This is a genomic window from Escherichia sp. MOD1-EC7003, from assembly GCF_002965065.1.
Classification (GTDB): Bacteria; Pseudomonadota; Gammaproteobacteria; order Enterobacterales; family Enterobacteriaceae; genus Escherichia.
On sequence record NZ_PTRE01000068.1, the window covers coordinates 13310 to 29492 of the forward strand.

The 16183-nt window shown below is 51.1% G+C and carries 17 protein-coding genes; 1 reads left to right on the forward strand and 16 read right to left on the reverse strand.

The annotated features are described in order from the left end of the window. Window positions 1-218 precede the first annotated feature (218 nt). The 6 genes from ycfP to hinT are packed head-to-tail and all read right to left on the reverse strand — an operon-like array spanning window position 219 to window position 4019. On the reverse strand, window positions 219-761 hold the full coding sequence (gene ycfP, locus A7090_RS12780; RefSeq protein ID WP_000587933.1) for an alpha/beta hydrolase YcfP: 543 nt from the start codon (window positions 759-761) through the stop codon (window positions 219-221). Window positions 762-783: 22 nt separating this feature from the next. Further along, window positions 784-1809, reverse strand: coding sequence for a beta-N-acetylhexosaminidase (gene nagZ / locus A7090_RS12785; RefSeq protein WP_105274303.1), 1026 nt, complete (start codon window positions 1807-1809; stop codon window positions 784-786). A 10-nt stretch (window positions 1810-1819) separates the two neighbouring features. Next, window positions 1820-2644 (reverse strand): thiamine kinase, encoded by an 825-nt coding sequence (thiK, locus tag A7090_RS12790; RefSeq protein ID WP_105274304.1) that lies wholly within the window; start codon window positions 2642-2644, stop codon window positions 1820-1822. Then, window positions 2625-3266, reverse strand: a complete 642-nt coding sequence (gene lpoB / locus A7090_RS12795) for a penicillin-binding protein activator LpoB (protein WP_105274305.1) — start codon at window positions 3264-3266, stop codon at window positions 2625-2627. Before lpoB ends, thiK begins: the two co-directional genes overlap by 20 nt. 13 nt (window positions 3267-3279) lie before the next feature. Further along, on the reverse strand, window positions 3280-3657 hold the full coding sequence (locus A7090_RS12800; protein ID WP_105274306.1) for a YcfL family protein: 378 nt from the start codon (window positions 3655-3657) through the stop codon (window positions 3280-3282). Window positions 3658-3659: 2 nt separating this feature from the next. Then, window positions 3660-4019, reverse strand: coding sequence for a purine nucleoside phosphoramidase (hinT, locus tag A7090_RS12805; RefSeq protein ID WP_105274307.1), 360 nt, complete (start codon window positions 4017-4019; stop codon window positions 3660-3662). A 332-nt stretch (window positions 4020-4351) separates the two neighbouring features. Between hinT and fhuE the strand changes: the two genes are divergently transcribed. Beyond that, window positions 4352-6541: a ferric-rhodotorulic acid/ferric-coprogen receptor FhuE gene (gene fhuE, locus A7090_RS12815; RefSeq protein ID WP_105274309.1), complete on the forward strand. Its 2190-nt coding sequence runs from the start codon at window positions 4352-4354 to the stop codon at window positions 6539-6541. A gap of 59 nt (window positions 6542-6600) precedes the next feature. Here the strand turns inward: fhuE and ptsG are convergent, their stop codons facing one another. The 10 genes from ptsG to fabD all read right to left on the reverse strand — a co-directional run bounded on the left by ptsG (window position 6601) and on the right by fabD (window position 16175). Next, a complete protein-coding gene (gene ptsG / locus A7090_RS12820; RefSeq protein WP_105274310.1) occupies window positions 6601-8034 on the reverse strand; it encodes a PTS glucose transporter subunit IIBC in 1434 nt (477 codons plus the stop codon). A 294-nt stretch (window positions 8035-8328) separates the two neighbouring features. Further along, a complete protein-coding gene (locus tag A7090_RS12825; protein ID WP_105274311.1) occupies window positions 8329-9126 on the reverse strand; it encodes a metal-dependent hydrolase in 798 nt (265 codons plus the stop codon). A gap of 10 nt (window positions 9127-9136) precedes the next feature. Then, window positions 9137-10141 (reverse strand): DNA polymerase III subunit delta', encoded by a 1005-nt coding sequence (gene holB, locus A7090_RS12830; protein WP_105274312.1) that lies wholly within the window; start codon window positions 10139-10141, stop codon window positions 9137-9139. Then, the gene (gene tmk / locus A7090_RS12835; RefSeq protein ID WP_105274313.1) at window positions 10138-10779 is read right to left on the reverse strand and encodes a dTMP kinase; all 642 of its coding nucleotides are present in this window, start codon (window positions 10777-10779) and stop codon (window positions 10138-10140) included. Before tmk ends, holB begins: the two co-directional genes overlap by 4 nt. Next, a complete protein-coding gene (gene yceG, locus A7090_RS12840) occupies window positions 10769-11791 on the reverse strand; it encodes a cell division protein YceG (RefSeq protein WP_105274314.1) in 1023 nt (340 codons plus the stop codon). Before yceG ends, tmk begins: the two co-directional genes overlap by 11 nt. Before the next feature lie 2 nt (window positions 11792-11793). Then, on the reverse strand, window positions 11794-12603 hold the full coding sequence (gene pabC / locus A7090_RS12845; RefSeq protein WP_105274315.1) for an aminodeoxychorismate lyase: 810 nt from the start codon (window positions 12601-12603) through the stop codon (window positions 11794-11796). Between the two features lie 119 nt (window positions 12604-12722). Continuing rightward, window positions 12723-13964 (reverse strand): beta-ketoacyl-ACP synthase II, encoded by a 1242-nt coding sequence (gene fabF / locus A7090_RS12850; protein ID WP_105274316.1) that lies wholly within the window; start codon window positions 13962-13964, stop codon window positions 12723-12725. Window positions 13965-14051: 87 nt separating this feature from the next. Next, a complete protein-coding gene (gene acpP / locus A7090_RS12855; RefSeq protein WP_000103754.1) occupies window positions 14052-14288 on the reverse strand; it encodes an acyl carrier protein in 237 nt (78 codons plus the stop codon). A 210-nt stretch (window positions 14289-14498) separates the two neighbouring features. Further along, complete coding sequence (gene fabG / locus A7090_RS12860) at window positions 14499-15233, reverse strand: 3-oxoacyl-ACP reductase FabG (protein ID WP_001008535.1); 735 nt, start codon at window positions 15231-15233, stop codon at window positions 14499-14501. Between the two features lie 12 nt (window positions 15234-15245). After that, window positions 15246-16175: an ACP S-malonyltransferase gene (fabD, locus tag A7090_RS12865; RefSeq protein ID WP_105274317.1), complete on the reverse strand. Its 930-nt coding sequence runs from the start codon at window positions 16173-16175 to the stop codon at window positions 15246-15248. Window positions 16176-16183 lie beyond the last annotated feature (8 nt).

The window sequence follows — 16183 nt, forward strand, 5'->3', positions numbered from 1 at the left end:
CCGAGTGAGATCAAAAAACAGAATTTATTGTTTATTATTTGTGCAACCAAGGAAGAGAGATACAGGGTGCAGCGTATATCGAGGGCGTTTGGTCGGCCTGATAAGATGCGCATCAGCTATTAATGCACGACTGTCGGATGCGGCGTGAATGCCTTTTCCGAGCGACAGAATCCGGGGCGCATCAGGTACGGCAAGGTTACCTGATGCGACGAGGGCATTTACCCGAGGGTTTTGAACGCCTTAATGCGCTGCAAATGCGGGGAAATATTCTTGAATTTGTGCGTCTGCTCTTCGTCCCAGACAATCTCGTAATAATGATGCAATTCTTCAGATGTCCGCTGGCTGTTAAGCGCTTCATCATTACGCGACAAAATCACCAGACAACGATCGCGATTCTTCTCGCGGAAGTTGGTCACACACTTAGTGGCAATATCGGCATACTCTTCCGGGCGATCAATCTTGCCTTCCATGTTCTCATAAGGGAACAAATTAGGGTTGAAGATCACCTGACGAATATCGCAAAGAAAACCAATCCGCTCTGCCCAGTATCCACCCAGACCAACGCCGCAAATCAGCGGACGCTCATCGACGTTCAGTTGCAACATTTTGTCCACTTCTTTGAGCAGATGCTGCATATCATGTTTCGGATGCCGCGTACTGTAGCTTATCAAGCGTACATCCGGGTCAATAAACTGCAATTGTAAGACTTTCTCGTGGTTACCCGGACTGTTAGAGTCAAAACCGTGTAAATAGATAATCATCGCTTCCTCACATAAGCCAGGGTTAGTAACCTGCTTTCTCTTCCTGCCAGCGTTCATGTAACTGATTCAGACGGCTGCTGATCGCTTTCCAGCGAGCCGAGTCCATCAGTTCCTGTCGCGAAAATGAACCTTTATGATACAAACGTGTAACACGTTCTGCCTTGATCGGTGACAGATTATCTAACACGCTGACGGCCCCTTTACGATTATTGCAGACCAGGATCATATCGCAACCCGCATCCAGTGATGCCTGCCCGCGTTCGGCATAACTACCCATAATCGCGGCACCTTCCATCGATAAATCGTCAGAGAAAATCACGCCGTCAAAACCCAGTTCCTGACGTAAAACGGTCTTCAGCCAGTAAGGAGAGCCGCTCGCCGGACGCGGATCAACATCACTGTAGATCACATGTGCAGGCATAATGGCGTCGAGTTTATTTTCGCGGATTAAGGAACTGAAGACCGACATATCTTTAGCGCGAATCTCCGCTTGCGGACGTGGGTCGCACGGCGTCTCTTTGTGTGAGTCTGCCGTTACTGCGCCGTGTCCAGGGAAGTGTTTGCCGGTAGTTTTCATTCCGGCTTCATGCATACCATCAATGAACTGCCTGGCGATTGCCAGGGCTTTTTCGGGATCGGAATGATAAGAACGCTCGCCAATCGCCGCGCTGATATGCCCAACGTCCAGCACTGGCGCAAAGCTGATATCAATATCCATGGCGATCATTTCGCTGGCCATCAACCAACCTGCCTCCTGCGCCAGCTTGCCACCTTCTTCCATTCCTGACAGCGCAGCGAATGATTGCGCCGCCGGCAAGCGGGTAAAACCGTCACGAAAACGCTGCACACGTCCACCTTCCTGATCCACCGCCACCACCAGATGATTACGCGAAGCTGCGCGGATCTGGCGCACAAGTTCACGTAACTGGGCAGGATCATGATAGTTACGCGTAAAGAGAATCAGCCCTCCCACCAGCGGATGCGCCAGTATTTCACGCTCTTCCGCGTCCAGTTCGTAACCTTCGACATCCAACATTACTGGACCCACACTGCTCTCCTTATTGTTTTATTAATAGCTGCCGCCAGGTGTCATCGGCCAGCCTGATAAATTGTTGATCGCCGGTTTGTCGCCAGCGGTACTCAAACCACCCTGCTTTCAACATCAGCAGCCAGGGAAACCAGCGCCTGACCTGACGCCATAATTGCGTCGGATTAATCTTCGCGCGCACGGCATAGTCATTGACCAATTGCCGGTGCTGGTCACTATTTTCCACCCACACCGCCGCCAGTTCCAGCGCGATATCACCATCTCCGGCATACTCCCAGTCGATGAGTTTTAACCCTGACACGCTATGCACTAAATTTCCGGCATGGACATCCATATGCAATGGACTTAAACGTAAAGGCCGTGGTTCCCGCGCTTTGCGCAGACGTTTTAACATTCGCAGCCACCCCGCGGTCCACCGCGCCGGATCGCTTTGCTGCCAGTACAGTTCCAGTAACGGCAACAGCGTTATTCGCCAGCCAAAACGCGGTCGTTGATGTAGATAATACAGCAAGCCTGCCAGTTCGTTGGTATCCGGCAAATGCGTTTTTACCTCGCCGGGCAGATAGTCAACCACTATCCATTCACGGAGATATAAATGTGGCTTCGGTGCAATGCATACGGGTAATTGTGATAAAGCCCGATACTGGCGTAAGAATGCGGACTGCGGCGCATCAGGATCGTGCGGCTGACGTACAACAAAACGCTGACCCTGATGTTCAATGAGAAAACTCCCGCCGCTAAGCCCACTATTAAACGTCGTAACGGGATGAAACTGCGGGAAAAAGCGCGACAGCAATTCATCGCGCGTGATGGAATTATTGCTGCGAAACGGCACCTTTACCTGACCAGATAATTTCGCCCGTCTGCACCAGCATCAGCTGCATTTGTAGGGTCGGAGCGTTGACGTTGCCAGAGGCGCTGGAGTACAGCACGTAATGAGCGCCGACATTGCGGGCAATGCCTATGGCTTTACTACGGGTGCCTAAACTGTCCTGCGGCGACAAACCTAACTGTTGCTTAGCCATCGACAGCTGCTGGGCAGAAACCAGGGTAAATTTACCGTTATTAGCCAGTGCATTTCGCAGCGTGTCGGTCGCTTCTGCGGCATTCAGCGAACCGTTAGTACGGTTGTTAACGCTATCAACCAACAGGACGCTACCTGCAGTCACGCCATCAGCCCCAAGCATCTTACTGACCATCGGCTGCATTGCGCCATTCCAGTCATAATGGCGAATATGCGGCGCAGGCGGTGCTGTTTGATCTTCGTGCTCAATTGGCCCTGGCTGCTGCGGGATCGTCGGCACCGATGGCACCGTAGGTACAGGCTGTTGTGGCTCGGCAGGTTGTTCCGGCGCGGGTTTCACTTCTTCTACCGGAGCAGGCTCTCGTTGCCCCACACACCCGGCGAGAAACATCGCCAGCGCAGTAATCAAGGCGTAGCGACTCATTTTAGTCATCAAGATTCACCCCTTACAAATATAGATAAAGTCTGACTTTGTGCGCCCCCAGAAAATTGGCGCTGCCATACAGCGTTACCGCCGAATGTGCGGGAATGGTAACGCTGCGTGGCGTTTCCAGAGGATGCATCTCCAGCCCTCTGGCGTCATACCAGTAAAAACGATAATGAACGGTAACGGGTTCTTGCCTTTCGTTATAAAGCGTTGAGGATGCTGAAGGTTGAATATCAGACGTCGAAAGCACAGGCTTTTCTGCACTGATGCCCGCAGCCAGTAAAGATGACTCCATCACCAGCGATTGTTCATCATTCACCGGAATTTCCGGATGTGAACGACAACCTACCAGCAGTAACAGCGCCAGAAACACCAGCCCAAAGCATCCTTTTCTCATCGTTACAGACCTTTATGCGCCAGCATTGGCCCCAGCGGACGGCCACCCAACAAGTGCATATGGATGTGATACACCTCTTGTCCACCATGGTGGTTGGTGTTCATGATCAGACGATAGCCATCTTCGGCAATGCCTTCTTGCTCAGCGATTTTTGCTGCTACCGTGATCATACGCCCTAGCGCCTGCTCGTGCTCAGCTGACACGTCGTTCACGGTAGGAATGAGGATATTCGGAATAATCAGAATATGCGTTGGCGCTTGCGGCGAAATATCGCGAAACGCCGTTACCAGATCATCCTGGTAGACGATATCGGAGGGGATCTCACGACGAATAATTTTGCTAAATATAGTTTCTTCTGCCACGACATTTTCCTTTTTCAAATAGCCATGCGTTGCGCCATGCTACGCCGCGCCACACTGCGAGTATAGAGTATGGTCGAGTTAAACCTGCTCTTTCAACCTTAACTCACGATTTCTTAAGCAAAAAATCGTTTTGCTGCCGCATATATCGCCATTATTTCCATTTCTGCCTTCGAATGCGCTGAAAAGACATTCTTTGTTTGGTTTACACAATAAACATGAATGCGTATATTTCTCATTTGCGTTTGCGTGCAAAACTATTAGCACACTAAATATAACCACTCATCCCCCCTTCCGGAGTGAGTCTGACGACAATATAAACCAAGAGATTTCAAATGCTTTCGACACAATTTAGCAGGGATAATCAACATCAAGCTACCACCAAACCGTCACTGCTTGCCGCCTGCATAGCACTGGCACTATTACCTTCCACCGCTTTTGCCGCACCAGCCACTGAAGAAACGGTGATTGTTGAGGGGTCAGCAACTGCTCCAGATGATGACGAAAATGATTACAGCGTAACGTCTACCTCTGCGGGTACCAAAATGCAGATGACTCAACGTGATATTCCTCAGTCGGTCACCATTGTTAGCCAGCAGCGGATGGAAGATCAGCAGTTACAAACGCTGGGCGAAGTGATGGAAAACACGCTGGGGATCAGCAAAAGTCAGGCAGATTCCGATCGCGTTCTTTATTATTCCCGCGGATTCCAGATCGATAACTATATGGTTGATGGTATCCCCACCTATTTTGAATCGCGCTGGAATCTGGGCGACGCACTTTCTGATATGGCTCTATTTGAACGTGTAGAGGTGGTGCGTGGCGCGACAGGACTCATGACAGGTACGGGTAATCCATCTGCGGCAATTAATATGGTGCGAAAACACGCGACCAGTCGTGAATTTAAAGGCGATATCTCAGCAGAATACGGTAGCTGGAACAAAGAACGGTATGTGGTGGATTTACAAAGCCCACTAACCGAAGATGGTAAAATCCGCGCACGAATTGTCGGCGGCTACCAGAATAACGACTCATGGCTGGATCGCTACAACAGTGAAAAAACCTTCTTCTCCGGCATTGTCGATGCTGATTTAGGCGATCTTACAACGCTTTCAGCCGGTTACGAATATCAGCGCATTGATGTTAATAGCCCAACCTGGGGCGGTTTACCGCGCTGGAATACTGATGGCAGCAGCAACAGTTACGATCGCGCGCGCAGTACCGCACCTGACTGGGCGTACAACGATAAAGAGATCAACAAGGTCTTTATGACCCTGAAGCAGCGGTTTGCTGAGACCTGGCAAGCGACGCTGAATGCCACCCACTCCGAAGTCGAATTTGACAGCAAAATGATGTATGTCGATGCCTATGTAAACAAAGCGGATGGTATGCTGGTCGGGCCATACAGTAATTATGGGCCAGGTTTTGATTATGTCGGCGGCACCGGTTGGAACAGTGGCAAACGTAAAGTTGATGCGCTGGATTTGTTCGCTGACGGTAGTTATGAATTGTTTGGTCGTCAGCACAATCTAATGTTTGGTGGCAGTTACAGCAAACAAAACAATCGTTACTTCAGCTCATGGGCCAACATCTTCTCGGATGAAATTGGCAGTTTCTACAACTTTAATGGCAATTTTCCACAAACCAACTGGTCACCACAGAGCCTGGCGCAGGACGATACCACCCATATGAAATCGGTATATGCCGCCACCCGTGTCACCCTTGCCGATCCATTGCACCTGATCCTCGGCGCACGTTATACCAACTGGCGGGTTGATACGCTGACTTACAGTATGGAGAAAAATCACACCACGCCTTATGCTGGTCTGGTGTTTGACATCAATGACAACTGGTCGACCTACGCCAGCTATACCTCTATTTTTCAGCCACAAAAAGATCGCGACAGTTCGGGCAAATATCTGGCGCCGATCACCGGTAACAACTACGAGCTGGGTCTGAAATCGGACTGGATGAATAGCCGTCTGACCACCACGTTAGCCATCTTCCGTATTGAGCAGGATAACGTCGCCCAGTCCACCGGTACACCTATCCCCGGTAGCAACGGAGAAACCGCCTATAAAGCGGTGGATGGGACAGTCAGTAAAGGTGTGGAATTTGAACTCAACGGTGCAATTACCGACAACTGGCAGCTGACGTTTGGCGCAACGCGCTATATTGCAGAAGATAACGAAGGAAACGCCGTTAATCCTAATCTGCCACGCACCACAGTTAAAATGTTCACCAGCTATCGGTTGCCTGTCATGCCCGAGTTGACGGTTGGCGGTGGTGTTAACTGGCAAAATCGCGTGTATACCGACACAGTGACACCGTATGGCACCTTCCGCGCCGAGCAAGGTAGCTACGCGCTGGTGGATCTCTTCACCCGCTACCAGGTGACGAAAAACTTCTCGTTGCAGGGAAACGTCAATAACCTGTTTGACAAAACCTACGATACCAACGTGGAAGGTTCTATCGTCTACGGCGCACCGCGTAATTTCAGCATTACCGGCACGTATCAATTCTGAATAACACTTGTAAAAAAGGCAGCCATCTGGCTGCCTTAGTCTCCCCAACGCCTTACGGATTAGTGGTTACGGATGTACTCATCCATCTCGGTTTTCAGGTTATCGGATTTAGTACCGAAAATCGCCTGAACACCAGAACCAGCAACCACTACGCCCGCTGCGCCCAGTTTCTTCAGCCCAGCCTGATCGACTTTAGACACATCAGCAACGCTGACGCGCAGACGGGTAATACATGCGTCGAGGTTAGTGATGTTTTCTTTACCACCAAATGCAGCAACCAGAGCCGGTGCCATTTCGCTGGTACCTGTCGCTTTTGCATCATCAGTCGCGTCTTCACGACCCGGCGTTTTCAAATCCAGTGCTTTAATCAGCACGCGGAAGATAGTGTAGTAAACAATCGCATAACCGATACCGACGATCGGGAACAGCCACAGTTTGCTGCTGTTACCAGACAGAACGATGAAGTCGATCAGACCGTGCGAGAACGACGTACCGTCGCGCACCCCCAGAAGAATACAGATTGGGAATGCCAGACCTGCCAGAATCGCGTGGATGATGTACAGGATCGGCGCAACGAACATGAAGGAGAACTCGATCGGCTCGGTGATACCGGTCAGGAACGAGGTCAGCGCCGCGGAGATCATGATACCGCCCACTTTCGCACGGTTTTCTGGTTTAGCAGAGTGCCAGATAGCAATTGCAGCAGCTGGCAGACCGTACATTTTGAACAGGAAGCCGCCTGACAGTTTACCCGCAGTCGGGTCACCCGCCATATAACGCGGAATGTCGCCGTGGAAAACCTGACCTGCTGCGTTGGTGTATTCACCAATCTGCATCTGGAAAGGTACGTTCCAGATGTGGTGCAGACCAAACGGTACCAGGCAACGTTCGATGAAACCATAAATGCCAAACGCAACTACCGGGTTTTGGTAAGCAGCCCACTGAGAGAAGGTCTGGATTGCAGTACCAATCGGTGGCCAGATGAAAGACAGCACTACGCCAGTAAAGATGGCAGCCAGACCAGAAATGATCGGCACAAAGCGTTTACCGGCAAAGAAGCCAAGATACTCAGGCAGCTTAATACGGTAGAAACGGTTAAACATGTACGCTGCGATCGCACCGGAGATGATCCCCCCGAGTACGCCAGTATCCGCCAGGTGTTTAGAGGCGATTTCTTCAGCAGGTAAATGCAGTACCAGTGGCGCAACTACGGCCATGGTTTTAACCATGATGCCATAGGCAACAACCGCGGCCAGCGCGGATACGCCATCGTTATTGGTAAAGCCGAGGGCGACACCGATCGCAAAAATCAATGGCATGTTTGCAAAGACGGAACCGCCTGCTTCTGCCATAACATGCGATACAACGGCGGGTAGCCAGCTGAAATTCGCGGAACCGACGCCCAGCAGAATACCTGCGATAGGCAGTACGGATACCGGCAGCATCAGCGATTTACCGACCTTTTGCAGGTTAGCAAATGCATTCTTAAACATAATTGAGAGTGCTCCTGAGTATGAGTGCTTTTTTTACGTTCTCACGCGTGGCAAGGGGGGAGAGCCTCGCCGTGTACAGGGCATCTAAGCGCCCTTTATTTATTACACAGAGTAAAATAATTCAGTACCGATTTGTTTGACGGCTATCACGTTTCAACTTCAGGTTATTGGAGAAGTTGCACATTTTGATAAAACATATGTCACAATATTTCAAACATGGTTATTCACCGCCCAATTTTCGGCGGTGAACTTTACTCGTTTTAGCCATTAATTACGAGCTTTAAAAAAATTCATTCAACGGATGGATTGTAGGTGGGAAGCGTCGATGTGAAACAGACGGGCGAAGTTATCGGTGGTTACCTGCGCCAGTTCTTCAACGGCAACACCTTTCAACACAGCCATGTACTCTGCAACATCACGAACCATCGCAGGTTGATTCTCTTTTCCTCGATGAGGTACCGGTGCAAGGTAAGGCGAGTCAGTTTCGACCAGTAGCCGATCCAGGGGGACATAACGCGCGGCATCGCGCAGTTGCTCCGCATTACGGAAGGTCACTATGCCGGAAAAGGAGATGTAAAATCCAAGATCCAGTAATTTGCCCGCCGTTTCTCTGTCCTCTGTAAAACAGTGTAGTACGCCACCGTAATCCGTCACTTTTTCTTCGCGCAGAATTGCCAGCGTATCGGCGCGGGCGTCACGGGTGTGGACGATAACCGGCTTGTTCAGATCACGACCAATCTGGATATGATGGATGAAGGACTCTTGCTGACGTACCTTAGTTTCCGGCGTGTAATAATAATCCAGCCCGGTTTCACCCAGCGCAACAACACCCTCTTCTGCCGCCAGACGGCGTAAATCTTCTACATCGTAGGGATCATCCTGGTTGAGCGGATGCACGCCACAAGAAAATACGACGTTGTCACGTTCGCCTACCAGATCCCGCATGTGTAAATAACCCGGTAATGTTGTGGCGACTGCCAGACAAAATTTCACATCGCGTGCGGCGGCTTTCGCCAGAACGTCATCCACGTCCTTATGCAAAGATTCATAATCCAGACCATCGAGATGGCAGTGTGAGTCGACTAAAAACATGATGTCTCTCTTAAAGATGAGGAACCGGTAGCACAACGCCCGGTTGCAGGTAATGCTCAATACGCAGTAAAAGATCGGTGATGAGAAGTTCGCGGTTGATGCCTGTGACAGACATTAACTGTTCACGAATGTGGCAAACATCCCCCAGTATAGCTTGCAGGCGCGAAGGAGAAAGCGGGGTTGCCAGTTCGACGACAAGGCCCGGCACATCAACATTGGTCATCTGCGCAGCGCCATGATGGCGTTTTAGCGCATCCATCAGCAACGTTGCCAGCCAGTGCAAACGCGCCGGAGCTTGTTCATGATTAAGGGCCGCCAGCAGCGAATACCAGTCGCCCGATTGCACGCTATATGCCAGAGCCTGACATAATGTTTCACGAGCCTGCCAGCTATCGCCCTGAAACAACGCCAGTGCCGCGCCCGGCGAACCAGCGCTTAGGCGCAGTGCAGCAAGTAATGTTTCCTGTGACATTGTCACTTCGCGTGAAAGCCAGGTCACGGCGTATTGTTCTGGCGGCGGCGCGAGGTAATGTAACCGACAACGACTACGTAATGTTGCCAGTAAACGTTCTGGCTCGCGGGTAGCAAGGAAAAACCAGGTTTCTGCTGGTGGCTCTTCAAGCGTTTTCAGCAATGCGTTAGCCGCGGCGTCGGTCAGTAATGCCGCATCGGTTACCCAAACAACTTTTGCACCACCTAAGCGTGCATGCTCATTCAGCTTTTCGGTGACTTCACGTACCGCATCAATGCCCAGCGCATTTTTCCCTTTTTCGGGAGCCAGGGTGTAATAATCGGGATGTGTGCCAGCCTGCATCAACTGACATCCACGACAGTGACCACAACTTTTATGGCCCTGCGGTTGTTGGCAGAGTAAATAACGGCTCAGAGCGTAGATTAAAGCATCATCGCCCATGCCAGGTAACGCCTGAATGAGTAGCGCATGGTGACCTCTTCCGGCCTGATAGCTGGCTACCAGTTTTTCGAAATCAGGTCGTAACCATGGATACCATCTCATGCGTTCTGCTCCTTAACCCAATGGGTCACGGTAGTACGGATTGCATCCATGACGGCCTCAAGCGACTGGGTGGCATCAATGGTATGAATGCTTTTATCTTGTCCTGCCAGTTCCAGATAGCGGGCGCGAGTGCGATTAAAGAAATCGAAAGACTCTTGCTCAATACGATCCAGCTCGCCGCGCGCGCGGGCGCGTTTTAAGCCAACTTCCGGGGTAACATCGAGATAGAGCGTTAAGTCGGGGCGAAAATCCCCGAGAACAGCATCACGCAGCGTTGCCAACATATGTTGGTCAATACCACGTCCACCGCCCTGATACGCCTGAGTGGAGAGATCGTGGCGGTCGCCAATCACCCAGGTGCCGTTAGCCAGCGCAGGTTTGATAACCGTTTCCACCAGTTGAACGCGCGCGGCATAAAACATCAGAACTTCGGCTTTATCGGTAATGACCTCATCGCCTACCGATTTGATATCCAGCACCAGGCCTCTTAACTTTTCGGCAAGTTGCGTACCGCCAGGTTCCCGAGTGAAAACCATGTCGCGGATACCCAGTTGCTCGAGCGTCTCAACCACCACATTACGTGCGGTAGTTTTGCCTGCGCCTTCCAGCCCCTCAATGACGATATACTTACTGCGCATTTTTTTCCTTAAGCACTTTCAGATAATCCTGAACAGACTTGTTATGACTGGCAAGATTGGTATTAAACGTGTGGCCACCTTTACCATCGGCCACAAAATAGAGATACGGCGTTTTTGCCGGATGCGCAGCAGCCTTCAGCGAATCTGCCCCCGGCGTAGCTATCGCACCTGGCGGCAAACCGGTAATGGTATAGGTGTTATACGCTGTCGGCGTTTCCAGGTCTGCACGAGAAAGTTTGCCATTATAACGCTCTCCCATCCCGTAAATCACTGTCGGGTCGGTCTGCAGACGCATACCAATACGTAAACGGTTGATAAATACCGAGGCAACCTGAGCGCGTTCGCTGGCAACGGCGGTTTCTTTTTCGATAATTGATGCCATCGTCACCAGCTGGTTTTTATCTTTATAGGGCAGACCATCCGCACGCCCTTCCCAGGCGCTATCGACCGCTTTCACCATTTTCTTGTGCGCTCGCTTGAGTAACGCGACATCTGTGGTGTTGGCGGTATACATCCAGGTGTCTGGCCAGAACCAACCTTCAATCCAATCTGGGTTTTCCAGTTCAAGTGCCTGTGCCACGGTAGCGTACTTATCGTCGCTCAGCGTGTGCTTGATATACGGGGCCTCACGTAATTGCTTGAGGTAATCGCTCAGACGCATCCCTTCTACCAGCCGCAGCGGGAACTGTGCCTCTTTACCGCTTTCCATCAACTTCAGCATCTCGCGTACGGTCATCTGTGGTGTAAAGCGGTAGCTCCCGGCTTTGAAGTGAGAAAGATCCGGTTCGATACGCAGCAGCCATTGAAAAACTCGTGGCCGATTGATGATCTTATCGGCATAAAGCTGTTCACCGAGCGCCAGACGTCCGGTCCCTGGCTTCAGGGTAAATATCGTCTCTTCTTGAATAAGCAATTTGCTGTCGGCAAGATGACGAACCTTCCAGACGCCCACACCAGCGGCGATACCCAGTACCAGCAGCAATAACAAGATAATCAATAACACTTTTTTCATGACTAATTCGGGCGCTCACAAAGTGGGGCTAAATATTCATATAACGTTGCTGACGAAAAGGAGACATCGCCACAGGCACGTACGGGTATCACTGGCATTAACGCATTACAAATGACCATCTCATCTGCCTGCAACGCCTCCTCCAGAGAGGCTTGCACTTCGACAAGCTGATAAGAGGATTGTGCCAGTAAACGGATACAGAATTGTCGCATAATGCCGTTAACACCTGCCTGATCCAGGCGCGGTGTATAAACTACGTTGCCCTTCCGCCAGAACAAATTAGCCGCACAGCATTCCGTAACCCACCCTTCGCTGTCAAGGACCAGCGCCTCATCGGCGTTTGTCTGCTCAAGATGAGAGCGGATCAATACTTGCTCAAGTCGATTAAGATGTTTAATCCCTGCAAGATGAGGATTGCGCCCCAGGCGCACCGGGCTTAGCGCTAACGTCATTCCCTCGTTACGCAAACGGTCGTAATGTGCAGGATAAGCCGTAACGGAGAGAATCCGCGTTGCCGGTCCGCTGTTCAATGTGCTGTACCCTCGCCCGCCGCTACCGCGACTGATCACGACTTTCAGCACACCATTCTGCTGTTCTGCTGCCAGCGTTTTCATCTCTCGTTCAAGCTGACGCCAGAAGTCACAGGAAATCATCAACCGCTGACAAGCATCCTGTAGTCGCTGGAGATGCGCCGATAACAAACTGACTTTACCGTCGATGACTCTGGCGGTAGTAAAACAACCATCACCAAACTGCGTTGCCCGATCGCTAACTGCCAGCGATTCCTGTTTATGACCGTTAATTAAGAACATACCGGCTCCTTATCAGAGGATTGTTAGTGTGGCAGCATGTTCACTACGGAACAAGTCGGAATAAAAACTAAGAAAAAAGGCCCGCAAGCGGACCTTTTATAAGGGTGGGTAATGACAATTTAGATCTTTTTAAAGATCAAAGAACCATTAGTGCCACCGAAGCCGAAGGAGTTACACAGAGTGTATTCCATTCCGCTGACCTGACGCGCTTCGTGCGGTACGAAATCCAGATCACAACCTTCATCCGGGTTATCCAGGTTGATGGTCGGTGGAACAGCCTGATCGCGCAGCGCCAGGATGGAGTAGATAGACTCTACTGCACCCGCCGCACCTAACAGGTGACCGGTCATAGATTTCGTGGAGCTTACCAACACACGGCTTGCAGCTTCACCGAAGATGGTTTTCACCGCCTGCGCTTCAGCTTTATCGCCAGCCGGCGTAGAAGTACCGTGCGCGTTAACGTAGCCAATCTGACTCGCTTCAATGCCTGCATCACGCAGAGCATTTACCATTGCCAGTGCTGCGCCTGCGCCATTTTCTGGCGGTGACGTCATATGGTAAGCATCGCTGCTCATACCAAAGCCGACGAGTTCAGCGTAAATTTTCGCACCGCGTTTTTTCGCGTGTTCGTACTCTTCAAGTACCAGCATACCGGCACCATCGCCCAGTACGAAACCATCACGCTCTTTATCCCACGGGCGGCTCGCCGCTTGCGGGTTATCATTGCGGGTAGATAATGCACGCGCCGCGCCGAAACCACCAACGCCCAGCGGCGTACTGGCTTTCTCTGCGCCACCTGCAACCATCACGTCAGCATCGCCATACGCGATAATACGCGCAGCATGGCCAATGTTGTGCATGCCGGAAGTACAGGCGGTCGCGATAGAGATGCTTGGGCCACGCAGGCCATACATGATAGTCAGATGACCTGCCACCATGTTCACAATCGTTGACGGAACGAAGAATGGGCTGATCTTACGTGGACCACCGTTCATCAAAGATGAGTGGTTTTCTTCGATCAATCCGAGGCCGCCAATCCCGGAGCCAATTGCGGCACCAATGCGGGTTGCGTTCTCTTCCGTTATTTCAAGGCCAGAATCCTGCATGGCCTGCCAGCCTGCAACAATTCCATATTGAATGAAGGCATCCATCTTGCGCTGTTCTTTGCGCGAGATAATGTCCTCACAGTTAAAATCCTTTACTAAGCCAGCAAATTTCGTTGCATAGGCGCTAGTATCGAAATGGTCGATTAGGCTGATGCCACTCTGACCGGCAAGCAGAGCTTTCCAGGTAGACTCTACGGTATTGCCGACAGGAGACAACATGCCCAGTCCGGTCACAACTACACGACGCTTAGACACGTTTGTCCTCCAGGGAGGGAAAAAATGATTCTAGTGGGACAAAAAGATAAAACTCAGGCGGTCGAACGACCGCCTGGAGATGTTCACTTACGCCTGGTGGCCGTTGATGTAATCAATGGCAGCCTGAACGGTGGTGATTTTCTCAGCTTCTTCGTCCGGAATCTCAGTATCAAACTCTTCTTCCAGAGCCATTACCAGCTCAACGGTGTCAAGAGAATCCGCGCCCAGGTCTTCAACGAAAGAAGCATTGTTGGTAACTTCTTCCTGCTTAACGCCCAGCTGTTCGCCGATAATTTTCTTAACGCGTTCTTCGATAGTGCTCATACTCTTAAATTTCCTATCAAAACTCGCTTTCGCGATGGTTTTCGTAGTGTATAAAATGTTGAAAAATTTGCAACTAAATCCCGGCAGGTCTTACCACGATTTTACGTTATTTTGAGGCCTTACCCCCCAATAACGCAAATCATTTTGCACTAATTATTACTCATAACCACGTAGACTGCGCGCAACATGAGCATTTTGTGCAAATCGCGGTCAGACCATGTACATCCCGCCGTTCACATGCAAAGTTTCACCCGTGATGTAAGCTGCTTCGTCGGATGCCAGGAATGCAACCGCGTTGGCGATTTCCTGTGCGCCGCCGAGGCGACCCGCAGGAACCTGCGCCAGGATACCCGCACGCTGGTCATCGCTCAGCGCACGTGTCATGTCCGTTTCAATAAAGCCCGGAGCAACAACGTTTACAGTAATACCGCGTGACGCAACTTCGCGCGCCAGTGATTTACTGAAGCCGATCAAGCCCGCTTTCGCCGCGGCGTAGTTGGCCTGACCGCCATTTCCCATGGTACCAACCACAGAACCGATAGTGATAATACGACCATGACGCTTTTTCATCATAGCGCGCATTACCGCTTTTGACAGACGGAAAACAGATGAAAGGTTGGTTTCGATAATATCGTTCCACTCTTCATCTTTCATTCGCATTAACAGGTTATCACGAGTGATACCGGCATTATTAACCAGGATATCCACTTCACCAAATTCTGCGCGAATTTTTTCCAGAACAGATTCGATAGATGCCGGGTCGGTCACATTCAACATCAGACCTTTGCCGTTAGCACCTAAATAATCACTGATCGCCTGAGCGCCATTTTCACTGGTCGCAGTGCCAATAACTTTCGCGCCACGGGCTGCGAGCGTTTCAGCAATTGCGCGGCCAATTCCGCGGCTTGCACCGGTTACCAGTGCGATTTTTCCTTCAAAATTCATGATTTTCCTCTTTTAAAGCTCGAGCGCCGCTGCCATCGCTGAAGGTTCGTTCAGCGCCGAGGCGGTCAGGGTGTCGACAATGCGTTTCGTCAGGCCAGTAAGCACTTTGCCCGGGCCGACTTCATAGAGATGTTGTACGCCTTGCGCTGCCATGTATTCAACAGACTTCGTCCACTGAACCGGGTTATACAGCTGACGTACCAGTGCGTCACGGATGGCATCACCATTGGTTTCGCATTTCACATCAACGTTATTCACAACAGGAACTGTTGGTGCGTTAAAGGTGATTTTCGCTAATTCTACTGCCAGTTTGTCGGCTGCCGGTTTCATCAGTGCACAGTGAGACGGTACGCTCACTGGCAACGGCAGTGCGCGTTTTGCGCCCGCAGCTTTACAGGCCGCGCCAGCACGCTCAACCGCTTCTTTATGACCGGCAATAACCACCTGTCCAGGAGAGTTGAAGTTTACCGGAGAAACGACCTGACCTTCTGCCGCTTCTTCACACGCTTTCGCAATAGACGCATCATCCAGACCGATGATTGCCGCCATAGCACCCGTTCCTTCCGGTACGGCTTCTTGCATAAACTTCCCGCGCATCTCAACCAGACGCACCGCATCAGCGAAATCAATCACCCCAGCGCAAACCAGCGCGGAGTATTCCCCCAGGCTGTGGCCTGCCATCATCGCTGGCGCTTTACCACCCTGCTGCTGCCATACGCGGTACAGCGCAACAGATGCAGTTAGCAGTGCTGGCTGGGTTTGCCAGGTTTTATTCAGTTCTTCAGCTGGCCCCTGCTGGGTCAGCGCCCACAGGTCATAGCCCAGCGCTGCAGAAGCTTCAGCAAACGTTTCTTCGACAATGGGATAGCTCGCCGCCATATCAGCCAGCATTCCAACGGTTTGAGAACCCTGTCCAGGGAACACAAATGCAAATTGCGTCATGTTTTAAT

Excerpts from the sequence above, each read along its gene's own strand:
- ycfP (WP_000587933.1), bottom strand. The coding sequence starts at position 761 with ATGATTATCTATTTACACGGTTTTGACTCTAACAGTCCGGGTAACCAC.
- lpoB (WP_105274305.1), bottom strand. The coding sequence starts at position 3,266 with ATGACTAAAATGAGTCGCTACGCCTTGATTACTGCGCTGGCGATGTTT.
- A7090_RS12800 (WP_105274306.1), bottom strand. The coding sequence starts at position 3,657 with ATGAGAAAAGGATGCTTTGGGCTGGTGTTTCTGGCGCTGTTACTGCTG.
- fhuE (WP_105274309.1), top strand. The coding sequence starts at position 4,352 with ATGCTTTCGACACAATTTAGCAGGGATAATCAACATCAAGCTACCACC.
- ptsG (WP_105274310.1), bottom strand. The coding sequence starts at position 8,034 with ATGTTTAAGAATGCATTTGCTAACCTGCAAAAGGTCGGTAAATCGCTG.
- A7090_RS12825 (WP_105274311.1), bottom strand. The coding sequence starts at position 9,126 with ATGTTTTTAGTCGACTCACACTGCCATCTCGATGGTCTGGATTATGAA.
- holB (WP_105274312.1), bottom strand. The coding sequence starts at position 10,141 with ATGAGATGGTATCCATGGTTACGACCTGATTTCGAAAAACTGGTAGCC.
- tmk (WP_105274313.1), bottom strand. The coding sequence starts at position 10,779 with ATGCGCAGTAAGTATATCGTCATTGAGGGGCTGGAAGGCGCAGGCAAA.
- yceG (WP_105274314.1), bottom strand. The coding sequence starts at position 11,791 with ATGAAAAAAGTGTTATTGATTATCTTGTTATTGCTGCTGGTACTGGGT.
- pabC (WP_105274315.1), bottom strand. The coding sequence starts at position 12,603 with ATGTTCTTAATTAACGGTCATAAACAGGAATCGCTGGCAGTTAGCGAT.
- acpP (WP_000103754.1), bottom strand. The coding sequence starts at position 14,288 with ATGAGCACTATCGAAGAACGCGTTAAGAAAATTATCGGCGAACAGCTG.
- fabG (WP_001008535.1), bottom strand. The coding sequence starts at position 15,233 with ATGAATTTTGAAGGAAAAATCGCACTGGTAACCGGTGCAAGCCGCGGA.
- fabD (WP_105274317.1), bottom strand. The coding sequence starts at position 16,175 with ATGACGCAATTTGCATTTGTGTTCCCTGGACAGGGTTCTCAAACCGTT.